Annotated in this window: 12 protein-coding genes; 5 read left to right on the top strand and 7 right to left on the bottom strand. The window is 59.2% G+C overall.

Annotated features, from left to right (window positions below):
- A partial coding sequence (locus DXC18_RS10460; RefSeq protein ID WP_158552032.1) for a hypothetical protein occupies positions 1-819 on the top strand: 819 nt, incomplete at its 5' end.
- A gap of 37 nt (positions 820-856) precedes the next feature.
- Here DXC18_RS10460 and DXC18_RS07300 read toward each other — a convergent pair.
- The 5 genes from DXC18_RS07300 to DXC18_RS07280 all read right to left on the bottom strand — a co-directional run bounded on the left by DXC18_RS07300 (position 857) and on the right by DXC18_RS07280 (position 8,299).
- Positions 857-4,111, bottom strand: coding sequence for an ABC transporter ATP-binding protein/permease (locus DXC18_RS07300; protein WP_117716805.1), 3,255 nt, complete (start codon positions 4,109-4,111; stop codon positions 857-859).
- Between the two features lie 221 nt (positions 4,112-4,332).
- Positions 4,333-6,024 (bottom strand): FAD-dependent oxidoreductase, encoded by a 1,692-nt coding sequence (locus tag DXC18_RS07295; RefSeq protein WP_117583290.1) that lies wholly within the window; start codon positions 6,022-6,024, stop codon positions 4,333-4,335.
- A 226-nt stretch (positions 6,025-6,250) separates the two neighbouring features.
- Complete coding sequence (locus DXC18_RS07290) at positions 6,251-7,213, bottom strand: redoxin domain-containing protein (protein WP_117583291.1); 963 nt, start codon at positions 7,211-7,213, stop codon at positions 6,251-6,253.
- Positions 7,214-7,248: 35 nt separating this feature from the next.
- The gene (locus DXC18_RS07285; protein ID WP_082435589.1) at positions 7,249-8,208 is read right to left on the bottom strand and encodes a 4Fe-4S binding protein; all 960 of its coding nucleotides are present in this window, start codon (positions 8,206-8,208) and stop codon (positions 7,249-7,251) included.
- Positions 8,153-8,299: a CD1871A family CXXC motif-containing protein gene (locus DXC18_RS07280; RefSeq protein WP_197032826.1), complete on the bottom strand. Its 147-nt coding sequence runs from the start codon at positions 8,297-8,299 to the stop codon at positions 8,153-8,155. Before DXC18_RS07280 ends, DXC18_RS07285 begins: the two co-directional genes overlap by 56 nt.
- Positions 8,300-8,388: 89 nt before the next feature.
- On the opposite strand from DXC18_RS07280, the gene DXC18_RS07275 reads away from it, so the two are divergent.
- Positions 8,389-9,063 (top strand): response regulator transcription factor, encoded by a 675-nt coding sequence (locus DXC18_RS07275; RefSeq protein ID WP_055252402.1) that lies wholly within the window; start codon positions 8,389-8,391, stop codon positions 9,061-9,063.
- Positions 9,064-9,131: 68 nt separating this feature from the next.
- Positions 9,132-10,208: a HAMP domain-containing sensor histidine kinase gene (locus DXC18_RS07270; protein WP_233509042.1), complete on the top strand. Its 1,077-nt coding sequence runs from the start codon at positions 9,132-9,134 to the stop codon at positions 10,206-10,208.
- 116 nt (positions 10,209-10,324) lie between these two features.
- Here the strand turns inward: DXC18_RS07270 and guaA are convergent, their stop codons facing one another.
- Positions 10,325-11,305, bottom strand: a complete 981-nt coding sequence (guaA, locus tag DXC18_RS07265) for a glutamine-hydrolyzing GMP synthase (RefSeq protein WP_082435590.1) — start codon at positions 11,303-11,305, stop codon at positions 10,325-10,327.
- Positions 11,306-11,602: 297 nt separating this feature from the next.
- Between guaA and DXC18_RS07260 the strand changes: the two genes are divergently transcribed.
- Both DXC18_RS07260 and DXC18_RS07255 read left to right on the top strand, forming a co-directional pair.
- Positions 11,603-12,607 carry a helix-turn-helix transcriptional regulator gene (locus DXC18_RS07260; RefSeq protein ID WP_158552029.1) on the top strand — a complete coding sequence of 335 codons (1,005 nt, stop codon included), beginning with the start codon at positions 11,603-11,605 and terminating at the stop codon, positions 12,605-12,607.
- A 157-nt stretch (positions 12,608-12,764) separates the two neighbouring features.
- Positions 12,765-17,132, top strand: coding sequence for a hypothetical protein (locus DXC18_RS07255; protein ID WP_117716803.1), 4,368 nt, complete (start codon positions 12,765-12,767; stop codon positions 17,130-17,132).
- A 110-nt stretch (positions 17,133-17,242) separates the two neighbouring features.
- Here DXC18_RS07255 and DXC18_RS07250 read toward each other — a convergent pair whose 3' ends face one another.
- Positions 17,243-18,259, bottom strand: a complete 1,017-nt coding sequence (locus DXC18_RS07250) for a hypothetical protein (RefSeq protein WP_117716802.1) — start codon at positions 18,257-18,259, stop codon at positions 17,243-17,245.
- Between the last annotated feature and the right edge of the window lie 91 nt (positions 18,260-18,350).

The following is an 18,350-nucleotide window of genomic DNA, read 5'->3' as shown; positions in this document are numbered from 1 at the left end:
CAAATCGCAGGCGTTGTTGGCACGCAGGCCGCCGCACGCCTGCTCAAGAACAGCGACAACGAGACCGCACGCAACCTGGGCGGCGCGGCAGAAGTCGCCGCTGCCGTAGGCGCCGTCGCCACCGCGGCAGACGTGCTTGCCGAAAGCTTCGCCAACGCAAGGGCCATGGCAGAGGCCTGTGGCGTGCCTGTCCCCCGTGCAAAGAAGTGGGTCGTCGCGCTTGTGGCGCTGCCCCTCGCGATCGTGTGCGGCGCCTATATCCCGCAGCTGGCGCAGGGAAACATCGAGATGCAGGAGAACGCCGCGGCCGCGGCCGAGCAGATCGCCATCGCACGCAAGGCATTAGAGCCCTCATGCGAGTACGTGTCCGCCGATGACCCCTACGAGCGATATCAAGATTACGGCTATCACGTCCGCAGCTATCTGCACGACGGCGACTCCGATGCCCAGAAGACCTATACGTACCTGGATTTTGACAACAAGGGAACGCTCACGGAAGTGAGCTACGCGGCAGAGATCGACCCCGACGCGAGCCTTGAGGACAACCTCGCCCGCATCGAGCTCGACTTGGACGAGCTTTCCTCTGTCGTCCAAACCGTAGACGTCAAGACCATGAGTCCCGAGCTCCTAGCACCGCAAAAGCTCCCCGAAGAGTTTAGGCAGGCCTTTTTGAACGGTTCGCTCTACGAGAGAATCTCCATCAGGACGAGTGACAACCCCATCAAAACGTACTATTCGTTTGACACGGATCCCGAGGATGAATTTGACGAGTACACCCATCCAAGCATCCGTATCACATTGATGGGCAAAACGAGCTAGCCACCCAATGTGACAAAGGGACTGTCCCTTTGTCACATTATTCGGAGCGTAGGGCTTCCACAGGGTCTTTCTTGGATGCGCTGCGAGCCGGCAGCAGGCCGGCAACGACCGTCAGCAGCACCGAAATTACAATGAGCATCAGCGCGTCTTGAACGGGCAGGCTCATCAGGTTGGGCACCTGCTTGGCCGCAAGCGCCCAGGCATTAACCGGAAAGCTCACGGCCACCACGACGACAATGGCAAAGACGCCGGCAATGAGGCCTTCGATAAAGGTCTCGGCATTAAATACGTTGGCCACGTTGCGCTTTGACGCGCCGATCGCGCGCAGGATGCCAATCTCCTTTTTGCGCTCCAGCACGCTGATGTAGGTGATGATGCCGATCATGATGGAGCTCACCACCAAACTGATACTCACGAATGCGATGAGCACCAAGCTGATAGTATTCACGATGTCGGTCACCGAGCCCATGATGATGCCCATGTAGTCGGTATACGAGATTGCCTGCTCATCGTGGCCAGCAGCTTTGACCTGCTTGTTGTACGCATCGATGTAATCGAGCACGCGCTCCTTGGCCTCAAAGTCGCGCGGGAAAATCTTGACCGAAATGGGGTCCGCCTCGTCCGCATAGCCCAACGTGGTCAGATTGTTGTCGTAGGTGAGCTTCGACGCCTTGGCATAGCTCATCATGAGCGAGCTCAGATCCTCGGCGTCCATGTTGAAGTGGATGGCACGAGCAAAGGCGCCCGCATCCACGCGCATGGCGCTCGCCAGGTTGGCAAAACTCGAAGACATCTGCGTCGCCATTTGGTCCATGAACCCTGCCGCACCCGCCTTGAGCTGGGTTGATACCGTCGTCGCAATCTGCTCGCTGACCGCCTTCATCACCTGATCCATAGACTGCTGCAAATACGGAGCCAGCTGCTTTTGCACATAGTCGCCCATCACCTGCTGCAGACGCTCGGCCAAGGCATCGCCGCCCAACGCCTTGAGCTGAGCCAGGCATTGCTGGGCTGCGGCATCATTCTCAAGATACGCCGAGAATGCGGCAGCAAGCTTTGACGCGTCCTTAAGATCTTCGGGCGACAGCGCCTTAAACTGATCAGACTGCAGAAAGCCCTCAAACAGCTGGTTGGCAAGCGTTCCTACCTGCTGCATCTGCTCGGGCGTGAGTTCCAGACCGTCAAAGATGCCCGAGAAATCTGGGGCCGGCGCTTTGGCCATGATGTCGCTGAAGTCGATGTCCTTCCCAACGCCCGAAAGGTCAAGGTCCAGCCCGGACAAGTCGATACCAGAAAGGTCTATACCGCCGGCCGCACCCGAGAGCGCCGACGTATCGAACGAGAACGCACTCTTGAGCGCCGCTTCGTCCACACCGAACATGCTGCCCAAATCCACGCCCTGTTTGGCCTCGCCTTGCAGTTCATCGAAAGACTTGCCCGTAAAGACATCCGTCTCGGGGTGGGCAAGCTGCTCCTGCACGATTTGCGAATCGGCAGCACGCTCCATAAGCTGGCGAGTCAGCGCATGCGTATAGGCAATGCCCGGGGACAATGCGCTCGCGTTTGCCGCCTCGTTGGGTCGCACCACGCCCACAATGCGCACGTCAATACCGTCGGCAACCTTGGCTTTCATAAAGTCGGCGTCGCCAGACATGTCAGTCCACATGCCGGTCTCTTCGTTTTTGCGATAGGCATCGGCCGGCGACAACACCTTAAACGTCGTGGACAGTGCATCGTCGTAGGTAAAGTCGCTGCCGGTCTTGGGCGTCTTGACCTTGCCGTCGGCCGTCATGGCACTGTTAACCAGGTCGTTGAGCTCATCGATATCCAGCGCGCCGATGCTGTAGAGCGTGTAGTCGCCCACCGTTCCGCGGCTCGAAAGCACCATCACGGCCTCGTTGGCGGACGTAGGCCAATGGCCGGCAACGACATCGTACTGGCTGTCGAGCAGGCTCTGGTCGTCAATCATCTCGTTAAAGACCGACGTTCCCATGGAATCCATGCTCACCGTTGCCGCCGAGCTCGCGCCTCCGCTCATGGCCTCGGTCATAGCGTTGGGAACAAGGCGAACGGGCTTCTCGTCGCCCTTACTCGAACGATAGACAACCGGCGTCACGCCGTAACCATACTGAATAGCGTTGACCTCTTTGTCGATACCGTTGCCGCCGTCGTCAAGCCATGCCTTAAAGCTCGTCATATCGTTAGATTTAACACTTGCGAACATGTCCTTTACGGCCGTGACCACAGGGATCTTATCGGTCCCCTGAGCCTTGCCGCCGGTAGCGCCATCGGACGAGTCCTCGCCCTTGGACGCCTCCTCATCCGTGCCCCCCTGTCCGCCCATCATAGACGACAGGTCGTAATCTTGTTTGGAAATCGTAAGCGGGTAGCTTGAGAGCGTGTCCTCCTCGACCTTTTTGATGTAGCCGTTTACGCCGTTGGAGAGCGCCAGAATCGCCGCGATGCCAATAATGCCAATCGAACCTGCAAAGGCAGTCATGGCCGTACGGCCCTTCTTGGTCATGAGGTTTCGGGCAGAAAGCCCCAGCGCCGTCATAAAGCTCATCGAGGTTTTGCGCGTGGGTTTTGCCTCGCGATGTGCGACCGTGGCCACATCAAAGGGGTCGGAATCGTCGGTGACCTTGCCGTCCGCCAGGCTGACGATGCGCGTGGCGTACTGGTACGCCAGCTCGGGATTGTGCGTGACCATGATGACCAGACGATCGCGCGCAACGTCCTTGAGCAAATCCATAACCTGCACGGACGTCGTTGAATCCAAGGCGCCGGTCGGCTCGTCAGCCAGCACAATCTCGGGGTCGTTGATCAAGGCGCGGGCAATGGCCACGCGCTGCATCTGCCCGCCCGAAAGCTGGTTCGGGCGTTTGTCAACGTGCTCGCCCAGACCAACCGTCTCGAGCGCCTTACGCGCACGCTGGCGGCGCTCGGCATGTCCCACGCCCGTGAGCGTAAGCGCCAGCTCCACGTTTTCCAAAATGCTCTGGTGCGGAATGAGGTTGTAGCTCTGAAACACAAAGCCAATGCGATTGTTTCTGTAGGCATCCCAATCGCGGTCGCTGAAATCCTTGGTCGAGATGCCATCGATCAGCAGGTCGCCGGAATCGAAATGGTCGAGTCCACCAATGACGTTGAGCATCGTAGTTTTACCCGAACCCGAGGGACCCAGGATGGCTACAAACTCGTTATCGCGAAAAGACAGGCTTACGCTGTCGAGCGCTACCTGCGTAAACGACTGCGTAACGTACCTTTTGCAAATAACTCTGAGATCCAGCATGGACGGCAACCTCTCTCGCGCGGGCGCGCTCGCCCGCTCCCCCGCCGTTCACGTTCGGCGCGTTTGTCCTACTCTATCCTCATTTTTGGCCGATACCAGTGAGGAATGTAACGAACCGCGCCAAAAAACGAACGGGACAGCACGCCGCATGGCGCACCATCCCGCATATAACATCCCCGATGCGACAAAGAGGCTGTCACTTTGTCACATTCCAATGCGCGCTACTTTTCGAGCCCGCACGGCATAACGTTAGCGCTGCCGCGGCGAGCCTCAGTCACGGCTGCAAAGAAGCGATAGCCGCCCGAGAAGTTAAAGCACTCAAAGCCATGCTGCGCCAAAATGCGGCAAGCAATGTAGCTGCGAATGCCGCTCTGGCAAATCACGTAGACCGGCTTGGCCCGGTCGAGCTCGCTCAGGCGATTGCGCAGATCATCGACGGGAATGTTTACGAAACCATCGATATGCCCGCGCTCATACTCCCCTTCCGTACGAACATCGAGCAGCTGCACGCTGCCATCGCGTGGCAAGTTGGGCTCATCCTCCCAATGCCACTGCGCCAGTATGCCGCGATTGAGGTTCTCGATCATAAAGCCCGCCATATTGACGGGATCCTTCGCCGATGAATACGGCGGCGCGTATGCTAGGTCCAAATCCTTAAGCCTATCGCCGCGCATGCCTGCCTGGATGGCAGTCGCCAGAACGTCGATACGCTTGTCCACACCATCGATGCCCACGATTTGCGCACCCAGCAGGCGCAATCCCTGCTTCTCGAAGACAACCTTCATGGTCATGGGCGTTGCACCCGGATAATAACCCGCATGCGAACCGGGCGACAGGACCACGCTGTCGCAGTCAATTCCCGCCGCGTGTGCCGCCTTTTCGGATAGTCCCGTGCTTGCCGCCGTCAAGTCGAATACCTTGATAACCGATGAGCCCAACGATCCGAGGTAGCAGCTGTCCATGCCGGCTATGACATCGGCGACGACACGCCCCTGCTTGTTGGCGGGGCCGGCGAGCGAAATGACCGCGTCCTCGCCGGTCACCTGATGCGTGACCTGCACGGCATCGCCCACGGCATACACGTCGGCAGCAGAGGTCTCCATGCGGTCGTTGACCACAATAGCCCCCTTGATGCCCAGTTCGAGCCCCGCCTCTTGCGCCAGATGGCTCTCAGGTGCCACGCCAATGGCAAGCAGCACCATATCGGCTCCGATAGGGTCATCGCCCGCAACATGGGTGACAACGCGGCCATCAACTTCCTCAAAACCTGTCACATCGGCCTTGAGGCGCAGATCGATACCGTGCTCACGCACCTCGGTATGCAAAAGGGTCGCCATGTCGTAATCCAGGTTGTTCATAAGCTGGACGGGACGCTGCAGAAGGGTCACCTGGAGCCCCAGCTCGCACAGATTCTCCGCCGTCTCGACGCCAATGAAGCCGCCGCCGATCACGACGGCACTGCTCGGTCGCCGCTCTCGAACATAGCTGTGAATACGCAGCGTGTCCTCAACGGTGCGTAGGCTAAAGATTTTATCCGAGTCGATGCCCGGCAACGCAGGGCGGATCGGCTTTGCACCCGGCGACAGGATGAGCTTGTCATACGTCTCGACAAATTCCTCGCCCGTCAGCATATTGCGAACCTCGACCGTATGCGAATCGGGATGGATGGCAAACACCTCGTGACTCGTCTTGACCGCAATGCGAAAGCGATCCCAAAAGCCCTTGGGAGACTGCAGCGTCAATGCGCTCTCTTCTTCTATCACGCCGCCAATGTAGTACGGAAGCCCACAATTGGCATACGATACAAAACCCGTGCGCTCAAAGATGACAATTTGGGCCTGCTCGTCGAGTCTGCGCAAACGTGCCGCCGCCGATGCGCCGCCCGCGACGCCTCCAACGATAACCACCTTCATAGCTAACGCACCACCTTTCCCGTGTAGCCGCTTATGCCGCCGATATTCTTGACACTGCCATACCCAGAACGCTTAAGAAAACTCACAGCTTGGTTGCTTCGCGCACCGCTCGGGCAATGCACGAAAAGCTGCGTGCCCTTTCGACGTATACCCATGATGCTACCCCGAAGCAGAAAAAAGAGTCGCTGTTTCCAGCGACTCCCCTTCAGTTGTCTGTCCCACGGACTTACTGTTCGCTCTTCGCGAGTGCCTGATCGATCAGTTTGTTGAGCGCCTCGCGCTGCTCAGCGGAGTTGATGCCGCCCATGATCGGCTCTCCCACAATGTTACCGTTCTGGTCTATCACGTAGGTGGTCGGGAACGAGTACAGGTTGGAGGTGAACTTTCCGGCCTCGCTGTCCGACTTAAACCAGATGTTCTTATACGTCACGCCCTTCTTGGAAAGCACGTCCTTGGCATCGGCCACCTCGTCTTTGTTGCCATCGAGCGTAAAGGAATTAACGCCCACGACCTGGCCGCCCTTCTCGGCAAGCTCCTTGTTGAGCTTCTCCAGATCGCCCAGCTCTCCCACGCACGGCTTGCAGGTGGTAAACCAGAAGTTCATGACGGTGACCTTGTTCTTGGAGAACAGCTCGTCGCTGTTTACATCGTTGCCGTCCAAGTCCTTGCCCTTAAAGCTGGGGAACTTCGTCTCCCCGCTCTCGCCGTTAGTCATGCCTGCGGTCGAGGCATCGACGCTCTCCCCCTCGCCGGGCGTGCTGCCGCATCCGGGGAACTCCTTCTCCAGCGCCATGAGCTTGTCCTCGATCTCCTTGACCTGCTGCGCGCCGGCCTTAAGCGTCTTAAGCTCGTCAGCCGCAAACTGATCCTTGGCGCCCTCGATGGTATCGAGCAAGAAGTCACCGTAGTTCTTGCCGTCCTCAATCATGGGAGTGTCTTTGTTGGCCGCAAGGAACACCTTTTCCCATAGGGCGTTATCGCTCGCAAAGATCTCGTTTTCCTTTTGCAGCAGCTGCTGGTACAGCTCGGCCGCCTCCTCGGCACTCGACGGCTTTTGCGCTATGAGCTCGGCAATCTGCGCATCGCCGCTCGTAGCACCCTTCGCGTCGCCCTTGGGGGCAGAGCACGCCGCGAGAGTCAGCGCCAGCACGGGCAGCATCAACAGAGCTGCAATTTTTGACAGTTTCATGGTTCCTCCGTTTATATCGAAACTTATATAGGTACCTATTTGTTTTCGCAGGCTTGCGTGGACTGCGCGGGTTTGTCGCCCGTCACACCCAGCCCATAGCGAAAGCTAATAGCATCGACGGGGCACGCGCCCACGCATTTGCCGCAACGAATGCACTCGGCATGGTCGGGCGTACGCGTAACGTCCACGTCCATTTGACACACCTTGGCGCACTTGCCGCACGAGACGCATTTGCACTGGTCAACCTGGATCCCCAGCAAAGACACCTTGTTCATGAGCGCATAAAATGCGCCGAGGGGGCAAATCCATTTGCAGAAGGGGCGATAGAACAGCACGCTCAGCACCGCAACCACAATGAGGATCGCGAGCTTCCAGGAAAAGAGCTTTCCCAGCGCGGAGCGGATTCCCACGTTCATGATGGACAGCGGAATCGCGCCCTCGAGCACACCTTGCGGGCAGATGTACTTGCAAAAGAACGGGTCGCCCATACCCACATCGTTAACCACCAAGACGGGCAGCAGCACCACGGCAAACAGCAGCACGGCATACTTGATGTACGTGAGCGGCTTGAGCTTTTTCGTGGAGAGCTTTTTGCTGGGAATCTTATGCAAAAGCTCTTGTAGCCATCCAAACGGGCACAAAAAGCCGCATACAAAACGTCCCAGCAGCACGCCGATCAGAATGAGCGTTCCGGTGACGTAATACGAGAAGCTAAACTTAGACGAGCCCACCACCGACTGAAACGACCCGATGGGGCACGCACCCGAGGCCGCTGGACACGAGTAGCAGTTGAGGCCCGGCACGCAGACGGCTTTGCCCGCTCCCTGGTAGATGCCGCCCTTGGCAAAGTTAGGCAGGTGAATATTGGTCGCAAGCGTCGCCGCCGCCTGAATCAATCCACGAAATCGCGCTAAAAGATGCGATGCAGTGTTTTTTCTTTTATCCAATTCCGATACACTCCAAGCACAGCCTGATTGCCTTGGCCAGCACGGCATCTGCCTCGCCGCGCATAATTCCAAAGCCAACCATGGCTACCCCAACGATCAGCAAAGCCACCTGCGCCACAGGCTTAATCGCTTTGAACAATCTGACCACTCCTTTCGTTTCGCGACCCATTGGACCATACCGACTATAAAATCCGTGTTAAGCGTGAATGATTATGCAAGGAGAACGTTATGCGCATCTTGGTCATCGAGGACGAGCGGGCGCTGTGCGATGCGATCGCACGCAGCCTGCGCAACTTGGCCTATAGCGTCGACTGCTGCTACGACGGGCAGCAGGCCCTCGATCTGCTCGATGTCGAGACCTTTGATCTTGTCGTGCTCGACCTCAATCTCCCCCATGTCGACGGCATGACCGTGCTCAGGCAACTCAGGACAGCTGATTGTGAGACCAAGGTGCTTGTGCTCTCGGCACGTGGCGAGGTCTCCGACAAGGTAGCGGGGCTCGATGCGGGCGCCAACGACTACCTCACCAAGCCGTTTCATCTTGACGAGCTTGCGGCAAGGATTCGCAGCCTTACCCTCAGACGCTTTACACAAAGCGACGTTGTTCTAACCTGTGGATCGCTGAGCTTTGACACCAAGGCGCGCCTCGCCACAGTGGGCGACGAGATCCTGTCCCTCACGCGCAAGGAGACCGGCATCTTGGAATACCTGATGCTTAACCAGGGGCGGCCGGTGAGCCAGGAGGAGCTCATCGACCACGTATGGGACAGCAGCGTCAACAGCTTTAGCAACGCGACCCGCGTGCACATCTCGTCGCTGCGCAAAAAGCTGCGCGGCGCGTTGGGGCACGACCCCATCCGCAACCGAATCGGCGAAGGCTACGTTATGGAGGATGGCAAATGAAGCGGTTGTCGCTGCAGTGGCGCATCACGTTGATGACGGCACTGCTGATATGTTCGACCTGCGTACTTATGAATTGCCTGGTTGGCTACTCCGGCATGCGCTACATGGACTCGATTGGTGCAGAAGCGTCGGCGCACAGCAAGGTGGAGGCGGCCTCGCCCAGCTCATTTGACCCGACAAACAAAGAGCTCGACGACGCGCTGACCATCGTCGTGAACGACGCCCAAGAATCGTTTGGCGCGACGAGCTGGTATATAACTGCGGCGGTGACGCTGCTCGGCGGCGTGCTGGCCTACTTTGTAAGCGGACATGCGCTGCGGCCGTTGCGCTTCTTTGCGACGCAAGTCGAGAGCGTGCGGCCCGACAACCTCGCCGACACAAAAATCAGCGAGGACGTGCCCTCTGAACTCAGGCGCTGCAGCGCGTCGTTTAACGACATGATTGCCCGCCTTGACGAGGGATTTTCCGCACAAAGACAGTTTACGGGCAATGCGGCGCACGAGCTGCGCACGCCACTTGCGCTCATGCAGGCCCAGGTCGAGCTGTTTTGCGCCGAGCACCCCGACGTCGACGCCGATACAGCGAGCCTGCTCGGGCTGCTGCAGGAGCAGACCGAGCGAATGACGCACATGACAAAGACCCTGCTCGAGATGAGCGAGCTGCGCAGTGTCCCTTGCAACGATGTGATTGACCTAGCGCCGATGATCGAAGAAGTGCTCACGGACCTGGCACCCCTTGCCGAGCAAAAAGACATCACGCTTACAAGTGAGGGCGACGCGCAAACGATCGGCAGCGACACGCTGATCTATCGGTTGCTGTTCAACTTGACCGAAAACGCCATACGCTATAGCGCGCCCAACTCGACCGTGCAAATCAACGCCTGCGCCGAAGGCGACCGCGTGCTGCTACGCGTGCGCGACCAGGGGCCGGGCATTCCCGAGCAATACCAGACGAGCATCTTTCAGCCCTTCTATCGCGTCGACAAATCGCGCAGCAGGGCATACGGCGGCGTGGGGCTGGGGCTTGCGCTGGTCTGGGAGATCGCCGCACTTCACGGCGGCTCCATCGAGGTCGAAAAGAGCTCGGAGCGCGGAACGACCATGCTCGTGACTCTTCCCACTCGCGCACTCGGCTCATTAAAATAACGAACGGGATGGCACGCCGCGTGGCGTACCATCCCGCACATAATATCGAGGATGTGACAAAGGGACTGTCCCTTTGTCACATCTGCTAGTTCTCGTCGCCTACCAGCTGAGTTAGCTTACTCCCACTCGACCGTGCCGACGGGCTTCGGCGTGAGGTCGTAGCACACTCGGCAGATGCCGGGAACCTCGGCGGTGACGCGAGCGGTAATACGCTTGAGCAGCGCCCAGTCGAGCTCGGGCACCTCGGCGGTCATGACGTCAACGGTGTTGATGCAGCGGATGATGCAGGGCCAGTCGTAGGCGCGCTTACCCTCGCGCACGCCGGTGGCGCGGAAGTCGGGCACGACGGCAAAATACTGCCAGATGGTCAGACCTGCCTTGTCGATCTCCTCGCGCACGATGGCGTCGGCTTCGCGCAGCGCCTCAAGACGGTCGCGGGTGATGGCGCCAAGGCAGCGGACGCCCAGGCCAGGACCGGGGAACGGCTGACGCTCAACCATGTTCTCGGGCAGGCCGAGCTCGCGGCCCACGACGCGCACCTCGTCCTTGTACAGCAGCTTGACGGGCTCGCAGAGCTCAAACTGCAGGTCATCGGGCAGGCCGCCCACGTTGTGGTGAGCCTTCACGCCATCCTGGGACTCCAGGATGTCGGGATAGATGGTGCCCTGGGCGAGGAAGCTAACCTCGTCGCCAACCTTGCGGGCCTCCTCCTCGAACACGCGAATGAACTCGGCGCCGATAATCTTACGCTTGGCCTCGGGCTCCTCGACGTCCACGAGCTTATCCAGGAAGCGATCAGTCGCGTCAACATAGACCAGGTTGGCGTCCATCTGGTTCTTGAAGACGTCGACGACCTGCTCGCTCTCGCCCTTGCGCATCAGGCCGTGGTTCACGTGCACGCAGATGAGTTGCTTGCCGATGGCCTTGATGAGCAAGGCCGCGACAACCGAGCTGTCAACGCCGCCCGAAAGGGCCAGCAGGACCTTCTTGTCGCCGATCTGCTCGCGGATTGCAGCGACCTGCTCTTCGATGAACGCCTGGGCAAGTTCGGGAGTGGTGATACGCACCATGTCGTCGGGACGCTTGTTGGGATCCATGCAGAGCTCCTTTTCGGTTCGATGGGAATGCGTTACACGTATGCAAACGCACCGTCACATGACCTCATTATATGCAGAACGAGATGCGTTTCCCATCGCTGCGACAGAGCTTTTTACAGGGGTGGTATTTTTTCCTAATGTCGAGGTCAGCTAGGCTTCGGTAGCCACCTTGGGAGCATCGCCAATAGACTCTTCCTTTATACGTTCGGCACAATCGTAGGCGATACCCACAAATTCAAGTCCCGAGCAACAGGAGTACAATTGCTGCTAATGTTGCCAACTGTTGGGAGATGGAAAATGGACTGCGATGGCTACCCGCGCATTCCCATGCCGTTGATGTGCACTGCCTTTGCGCCGGGGCAGATTGACGCTGCGGTTGCAGGCATTTCCGACCCCGATTCACGCACCATCGCCACGGCAGAAGCGCTGTACTTTCGCGGACAGGCCACCCTTGCCGCCGAGACAGCACGCCCCTATCTTGACGCCGCCGACCCCGCACTGCGCTATTCCGCATGCTTTATCTGCGGATATGCCAGTCTGTCGCTCAACCGTATCGCCGACGCCCGCCGGTGCCTTGCTGGCATCCTCGATACGCCAGCCGACGAGGAATCGCCCGCCATCCACGCCACGCATATCCTGTTCGCCTCGGCCGCGAGCGTCCTGTTGCACTTGCCTTCCCCGTATTCTGCCGAAGAGTTTTATCCACTTGCGGCGCATCTGCCCGAAGGCTTGCGCCTGTTCGCCAGCTACGTGATGGCGCACGCCCTGTACCTGCGCGGCGAATATGGCCGCAGTCTGGGCATGGCGGAAAATGCCCTGATCATGAAACAGGGGAGCTATCCGATCTCGGAACTGTTCCTGCACCTGGCAGCTTCCATGGCATGCATGAGCCTCAAGGACATCGACGCCGCAAAAACGCACTTCGGAGTTGCTTGGAACATTGCGCGTCCCGACGGCCTTATTGAGCTCATTGGCGAGCATCACGGCCTTTTACAGGGGCTCATCGAGGCGTGCCTAAAAACGCAATACCCTGACGACTTCGCGCGCATCATCGAGATTACGTATCGATTCAGCTACGGCTGGCGGCGCATCCACAACCCCGATTCGGGCGAGGACGTGGCCGACGATCTAACGACCACGGAATTCACCATGGCCATGCTCGCCTGTCGTGGGTGGACCAACGCCGAAATCGCACGCCATATGAGAGTATCGCCGGGCACCGTCAAAAACCGCCTATCAGGAGTGTATGCCAAGCTTGGTATCGGAACTCGCGCCGAGCTGGTTGCCCACATGTTGCGCTAGTGGCCAGACTGCCCGGCGTATCGAAAGCGCTCCAGGGGCTGACGCTTTCGCGCACTCAAAATTGGACATTTTGACCCTTGAACGGCACTACCGCCACGAAGCGCCTTCTCGCAAAATTGGATTATTTCCACCGATACCTGCGGGATGGGAGCCAAAGATGCTTGATCGCCGTTCATTACTTGTTGCCGGAGCGTCCTCGCTGGCGAGCATTATGTTGCCGCGCGTGCCGGGAAGCGCAAGCGCCTTCATATTGCCGTTCGCACCCACCGAAGCCTATGCCGATGAAAAAGACCCCTTCAGGGTGCTCGTTCTCTCGCGCACCATGTTCGGTGTGGTCGTGGTCGACGTCGCCAACAAGAATATGCCCATCAAGGGAGCGCAGGTCACGCTCACGTCGCGCTATGCCGCAGGCAAGCAGCTCACCGCCACGACCGATGACGAAGGCACGGCCATCTTTGAGGTCGCGCCGCTTTCGGAAGGCTACGTAGACGAGGCGACGCTTCTCGACGCGTACGACTTTAACGGCGGCATCTCCATTAGCATGGCGGGCTACCGCGATGTCGAGATTCCCCTTGCGCGTATCCAGGGCGGCACCGCCATAACCGCGCCCACGCGTCCGCTTTCCGACGGCGAGCCGTACTTTCGCCGGCTCACATTCGACGAATGGGACATCCAATACGCTGAAGCCACGTTCATGGCATTGCCGAAGAACGACACGGCAAACGAGCAGCCCGACGCGCACGTCTTCACTGTACAGGCTCATCTGGCGCAGGGTGGGCAGGCAACGTTGCATATCAATAAAGTGATGCCCGCTGCGGGCAGCTCATCCGAAACCGTCACGCAGATTGGCCAAGTCAAGGCCAGCGCATCGGGCGCGGATAATCTGGCGACGTTCACACTCGAAGACAAGTTCCTCGATGCAGCGTCAAACCTTCTGGAGGAAGGATGTAAGCTGCGCTTTGTCCTCGACTATCAGGGCAAAACCTACACGCTTTCATCCCCTATGGCCGTTGTTACCGCGCCGGCGGCAAAGGCGGAATCGGGCTCGACCACTATCGTCCCCACCACCATGGACCAAGAGATCACTCCGTTTGATTTCCCCGCATCGTTTCCCGGCATCGGTGGTAATAAGTTCACGTGCTGGATGCCCACATTTCCGATCCTCTTCGATTTCTCGTTCGCTGGATACGTGCTGTTTGGTGGAGGATACAAACCAGCCAGCTATATGAACGATTCGGGCAACCCTGATCCGGAATACTGGAAGAAATCGCCGCGCGAGTCGGGCGCCAAGCAGGCAAACCGCTACCTCGACGAGATGGAGGGGAAGTGGAATCAGTACAAGAGTATGAGTGCCGGTTCGGGCACCGATCCAAGAAACACCAAGCTCCTTCGCCACCATTGCACGCCGCTGTTCACGATGGATATCGCCACACAGCTGTACGGCTCGCTCGCCTACGATTGGGTGGGCAAAACCTTGGGTGACAACAACGACCCCGCATACGGCAATATTAAGGCCCTCTTCCAGGTAAGAACCGACCTCAATTGGACCGAACAGTTTACCCTAGGACCGGTGCCATTTTTCCTAAACGTCAACCCTTGGGTGCTGGCGAAGCTGGCGCTCGCTGTGGGTGCCCACACGCACGGCAGCGGCGCGGCGTTTTTTAAAAACATTTCGCTCGACTATTCAAACACGTCGGGCTCGTTCACCATCCAGATCGGGCTTGCCGTCACCTTTGGCGCCGGCGTTGCAGGCGTCGCCTCGTCTGCCGTGCGCGGTGCCGCGTCCCTCACGTTGTTCATTGGGTACGAGAAGGCGGATGGACACCAGCTTCCGCGACTGCGCGTAGGTGCAGACGTCGATGTCGATGTGATACTCCAGTTCGTCATGTTCAAGTGGACCACCAAAGCTTGGTCGGGATCGTGGCCCACACTCCTCGATTCGTGGAATATGTCAGTGAACAATGGCGATCAGTATGTGCTCCAGCGCTCTGAGCTGGCCTTGGGTGGAGATACGCCTTATACGCTGGATGCCCGCTTCGGCTCAGCCGGCAACGCCGAGGCAGGTGGTGTGCCGCAATTTATCGCGTCGGCCACCATCGTCACCAATTCCGAGCTGCTCGCACGCGCCGAGGTTGCAGCCGCCGCGATAAACATCGCGCCTACCGTACGTGATTGGGATCAAGCGGTCACGCGCATTGAGCTCGAGGCGAACGCGGAGAGCGACGACACGGGACAGATCGAGCATTTCGTCCACGCGCTGATGGAGAACGACGAAAATGCCGCACCGATGTATGAGTACACCTACATCGGTCAGTCAACGAACGCCGTTGCGGACCCGAACGCCAATTCTGCCGGCGTGTCGGAGGACGAGCGTGGCGGCATAAAACCCTCGAGCGACAACGTGCTGTTTTCCGGCGTGCTCAGCGAAGCCCACATGAAGCTAACGATGATTGCCGGCGTAGAATGCCTGTTCCGTATCGCCTCGGTGCGCTACGGCGACAATGGCCGCTCGCGCCTGGTGGTGCACACAAAGGCAAACGGCACGTGGTCCGCTCCCACGCCCGTGGACTTTCCCCTTGGGTTTGGCGAGGGCGACGTGGAGCGCGACGGCATATTCGATTACGACTTCGACGTGGTGGAATATACGGACGGAAGAGGAAACCAGGACGCCTACGTGCTGCTGGTCTCGGGCGAGCGCCCCGCCGGCGACAACACCCTTTTCGATACGGCAAGCACAGCCGGCATACTGTCCGTCGTGCGCCTGCGCATAAGTAATGACGAGATCCGCGTGGTGTCGCATACGTCATGGCGCAGCATCTCGCGCGGCCGCCTGCAAGAGGATGGCTACCATTGCCTGCAGTGCCCGCGTATCACGGTGGGCAAGACGCTGGTCAACGGACGCCTGTCGGGTGCCTACCTCCACCGCCGCGGAGCCACCGCAGAGAAGGCGCTCGGCAGCGAGGCTGAGGTTGCGCTGGAGTGCTTCACCCTGTGGTCGGACGTTTCGGGCGACAGCCTGACGTTCCGCCAAGTTCTTCGCTTTCCGCAGGCACCGTCGAGTATCGAGCTGGGCGAACCCGAGAATATCAACGGCAAAATGGTGACGCCCGTTGCGTACGAGACCGCAGACGGTTGCGGCTGCGCATCGTACGCCGTGATCGGCCAGTCCATTGCGGACTGGGGCGTTATGCCACCAGACGCCACGGTGCCCCATGCGGTGCCGTGGCCACAACATTCGGGCTTTTTGGCAACCGTCAACGAGCAACTGCAGCATATTACTTGGACGCGAGGTGCATCGGCATTTGCAACGCAGCCCGTGGGTGCCGCAGGCTGTGGCCCGGCATCGTTTAGCGTGAGCAACAACGGCAGGTGCGTGCTCTATGTAGAGAACACCGATGGCAAGGTGGGACAAACCTACGACGAAGAAGGCAACCCGGTAGCAGTGATGGGCAAGCACTTCCGCATCTTCGCCAGCACCTTGGCAGGCGATCTGTTCACGGAGCCGTTCGTGATGTGCGAGCTGGACCATCCCGTCGATCAGATAACGACATTTTTGACGTCGGGAGGCATGCTCTCCGCGCTCGCCACGCACATTGTGAGCGCGGAGAAGAGCGAGGCAGAGCTGCACGGTATCGAAGTGCCTCTGGTGGCGTGTGCCACTCCGACGGGCGCGGTCGCTACCTCGGGCGCGGTGGTGCCCGGAGCAGCAGGCGAATCCTTCATGGTCACGGTGCGAAACGACGGCAACACTTTGCTGACTGCCGGCACGATCGATCTGTACCGAGAGGGCTCCAGCCAACCGTTCTCCAGCGCATCCATCGGATTCGGAGCGAACGTACGCATGGCTTCGATCTACGATCCAGAGCTTGCCGAGGATGCTTCGACCAATGATATGGCACGCGTGAAGTACGCGCTCGAGACGCTGGGCGCACGTTTTGCGACGCACCCGCTGGTAGCCGACAACGGCAACGCCGTGCTGGCACCGGGCTGCACGGCACAGTTCCGCATGAGCTTCGCCATCCCCGAGAGTTGGAGCGACGAAGTGGGCAAACGCGTAACGCTGTATGCGAAGGCGCGTAATCTGGTGGCGCTCGATCCCATAACGCTCGAGGAAATTCGACCGGGCGCAAACTCGGCGCTGGGTGCCGTACTGCACGAGCTTCATGTGCCCGACGCGGCATGCGAACGCTCAGAAGCTCAGGTCGGTGTATGCGACAGCGCGGATACGACAGGACTTCACGACGCCCCGATGACAGCAGACGGCGATGGTGGTTCGAGTGGCGGCGGTGCTGACGAGGGCGGCGGCTCCGGCGGAAGCAGCTCCGGCAGTGGCAAGGACCACGGCAATAACAAGCGCTCCGGAAAAGCGGGTGCGCTTGCGGGCACGGGCGATGTCAACGCTCCCCTTACGGCAGCCGCTGCAGCACTCGCCGCGGCAGGCGCCGGCCTCGTCGCCTACAGCGCCCGCCGCACGGCGGTCGAAAAAGACACCGCCAATGAGGTCAATTCGGATAGGCCTCGCTAGCTCCTAGTTACTTTTGTGTGAGACGCCGACTCGGCTTATCGAACACCAAAAGGGGCTGGCCCCGATAACTCGGAGCCAGCCCTGAGTCGCCTGACGTGAGAATCGCGGCGTTATTTGAGCTTCAGTGCCTCCATCATGGGCACGGCGGCGTCCCAATCGATCTTCCAGCCGATCGACACGCGGACGGTTTCACCCGTTGCGGGAGCCGTCGCAAACAGTGTATGGCCGTTGTCGGGACCGGTAAAGCGCAGCCACGTTATGCCGTTGTACTCGACCTGGTCGGTTGTTGTCTCCTTGCCTTCGTAGACCTGCTCTAGGCTTGCAACCTCTTCCTCCGGCGAACGCGGGAAGATGCTGATGTTCAGGCGTCCTCCAGTCTCGTCGTGGAAGAAGTTTGCCTTTTCGCGCTCTTCGTCGGACGAATCCAGCGTGTACCCATCGGCGGCCTCGATGCCGTACGATGCGCAGTCGATGCCCGTTAAATCTGCCTTCTCGCCAGAATCGGCCACGCCGCCGGCCGCCTTGAACTCCTTGGTCTCGCATCCCGTGGTGTCAAAGTGCATGGCCTCATAATTCTTGGCGGGGGCGTAAGCGTCTACGAACTCGACAGTGATGGGCCCGTAGTACGCCGTCTTGGGGGCCCAGAAATACACGTACTCAACGGTCTCGCCCGGGCCGATATCTGGCCTCTTGGAAAGATCGATGCCCTCGTGAAGCTCATCGGGAGCCTCGCTTGCAACGTAGTCGAGCACGGCCGCCTTGCCGGAAGTAAACAACGGGTCGCCTGCCTCAAGATCGCCCTGGGCAGCATGCACGTTAAAGGAACTGAACGTCCTGTTCTTTGTGTTGTTGTTGGTAATCTTGATGTGCAGGTAAAAGCCGTCCTGCTTCTTGGCATCACCGCGATAGAACGTACCGTGAGCCACCGACTCATAGGTAATGCCTGCCACCTCGACCGTCTGCGACTCATAGGCCTTGGGCTTCTCGGCCTTCTCCTGCACAGGTGCGCTCCCGCCCGAGCCACTCGGCGCATTACCGCCGCAGCCGGCCACCGTACATGCCAGCACGGCCGAAAGCGTCACGGTGGGAATTCCTAACAGCAGCTTCTTCGTCATGGGCTTCATCATCCTCACCGCTCCTTTCGGCTTGCAGCTCATCCGTTGCCCGAGTCCCAAGTCGACCCCGTGGCATCGGCTTCCACTATGAGCGTATGACGAA

Source organism: Collinsella sp. OM08-14AT, from assembly GCF_003438115.1.
In the GTDB taxonomy this organism is placed as follows: Bacteria; Actinomycetota; Coriobacteriia; order Coriobacteriales; family Coriobacteriaceae; genus Collinsella.
This window is presented reverse-complemented; position numbering and strand designations above follow the sequence as displayed.

What these genes read in the sequence shown, in the direction of transcription:
- DXC18_RS07270 (WP_233509042.1), top strand. Translation starts at nt 9,132, where the DNA reads ATGAATTGCCTGGTTGGCTACTCCGGCATGCGCTACATGGACTCGATT.
- DXC18_RS07290 (WP_117583291.1), bottom strand. Translation starts at nt 7,213, where the DNA reads ATGAAACTGTCAAAAATTGCAGCTCTGTTGATGCTGCCCGTGCTGGCG.
- DXC18_RS07295 (WP_117583290.1), bottom strand. Translation starts at nt 6,024, where the DNA reads ATGAAGGTGGTTATCGTTGGAGGCGTCGCGGGCGGCGCATCGGCGGCG.
- DXC18_RS07255 (WP_117716803.1), top strand. Translation starts at nt 12,765, where the DNA reads ATGCTTGATCGCCGTTCATTACTTGTTGCCGGAGCGTCCTCGCTGGCG.
- guaA (WP_082435590.1), bottom strand. Translation starts at nt 11,305, where the DNA reads ATGGATCCCAACAAGCGTCCCGACGACATGGTGCGTATCACCACTCCC.
- DXC18_RS07285 (WP_082435589.1), bottom strand. Translation starts at nt 8,208, where the DNA reads ATGCCGTGCTGGCCAAGGCAATCAGGCTGTGCTTGGAGTGTATCGGAA.
- DXC18_RS07300 (WP_117716805.1), bottom strand. Translation starts at nt 4,111, where the DNA reads ATGCTGGATCTCAGAGTTATTTGCAAAAGGTACGTTACGCAGTCGTTT.
- DXC18_RS07275 (WP_055252402.1), top strand. Translation starts at nt 8,389, where the DNA reads ATGCGCATCTTGGTCATCGAGGACGAGCGGGCGCTGTGCGATGCGATC.
- DXC18_RS07250 (WP_117716802.1), bottom strand. Translation starts at nt 18,259, where the DNA reads ATGATGAAGCCCATGACGAAGAAGCTGCTGTTAGGAATTCCCACCGTG.
- DXC18_RS07260 (WP_158552029.1), top strand. Translation starts at nt 11,603, where the DNA reads ATGGACTGCGATGGCTACCCGCGCATTCCCATGCCGTTGATGTGCACT.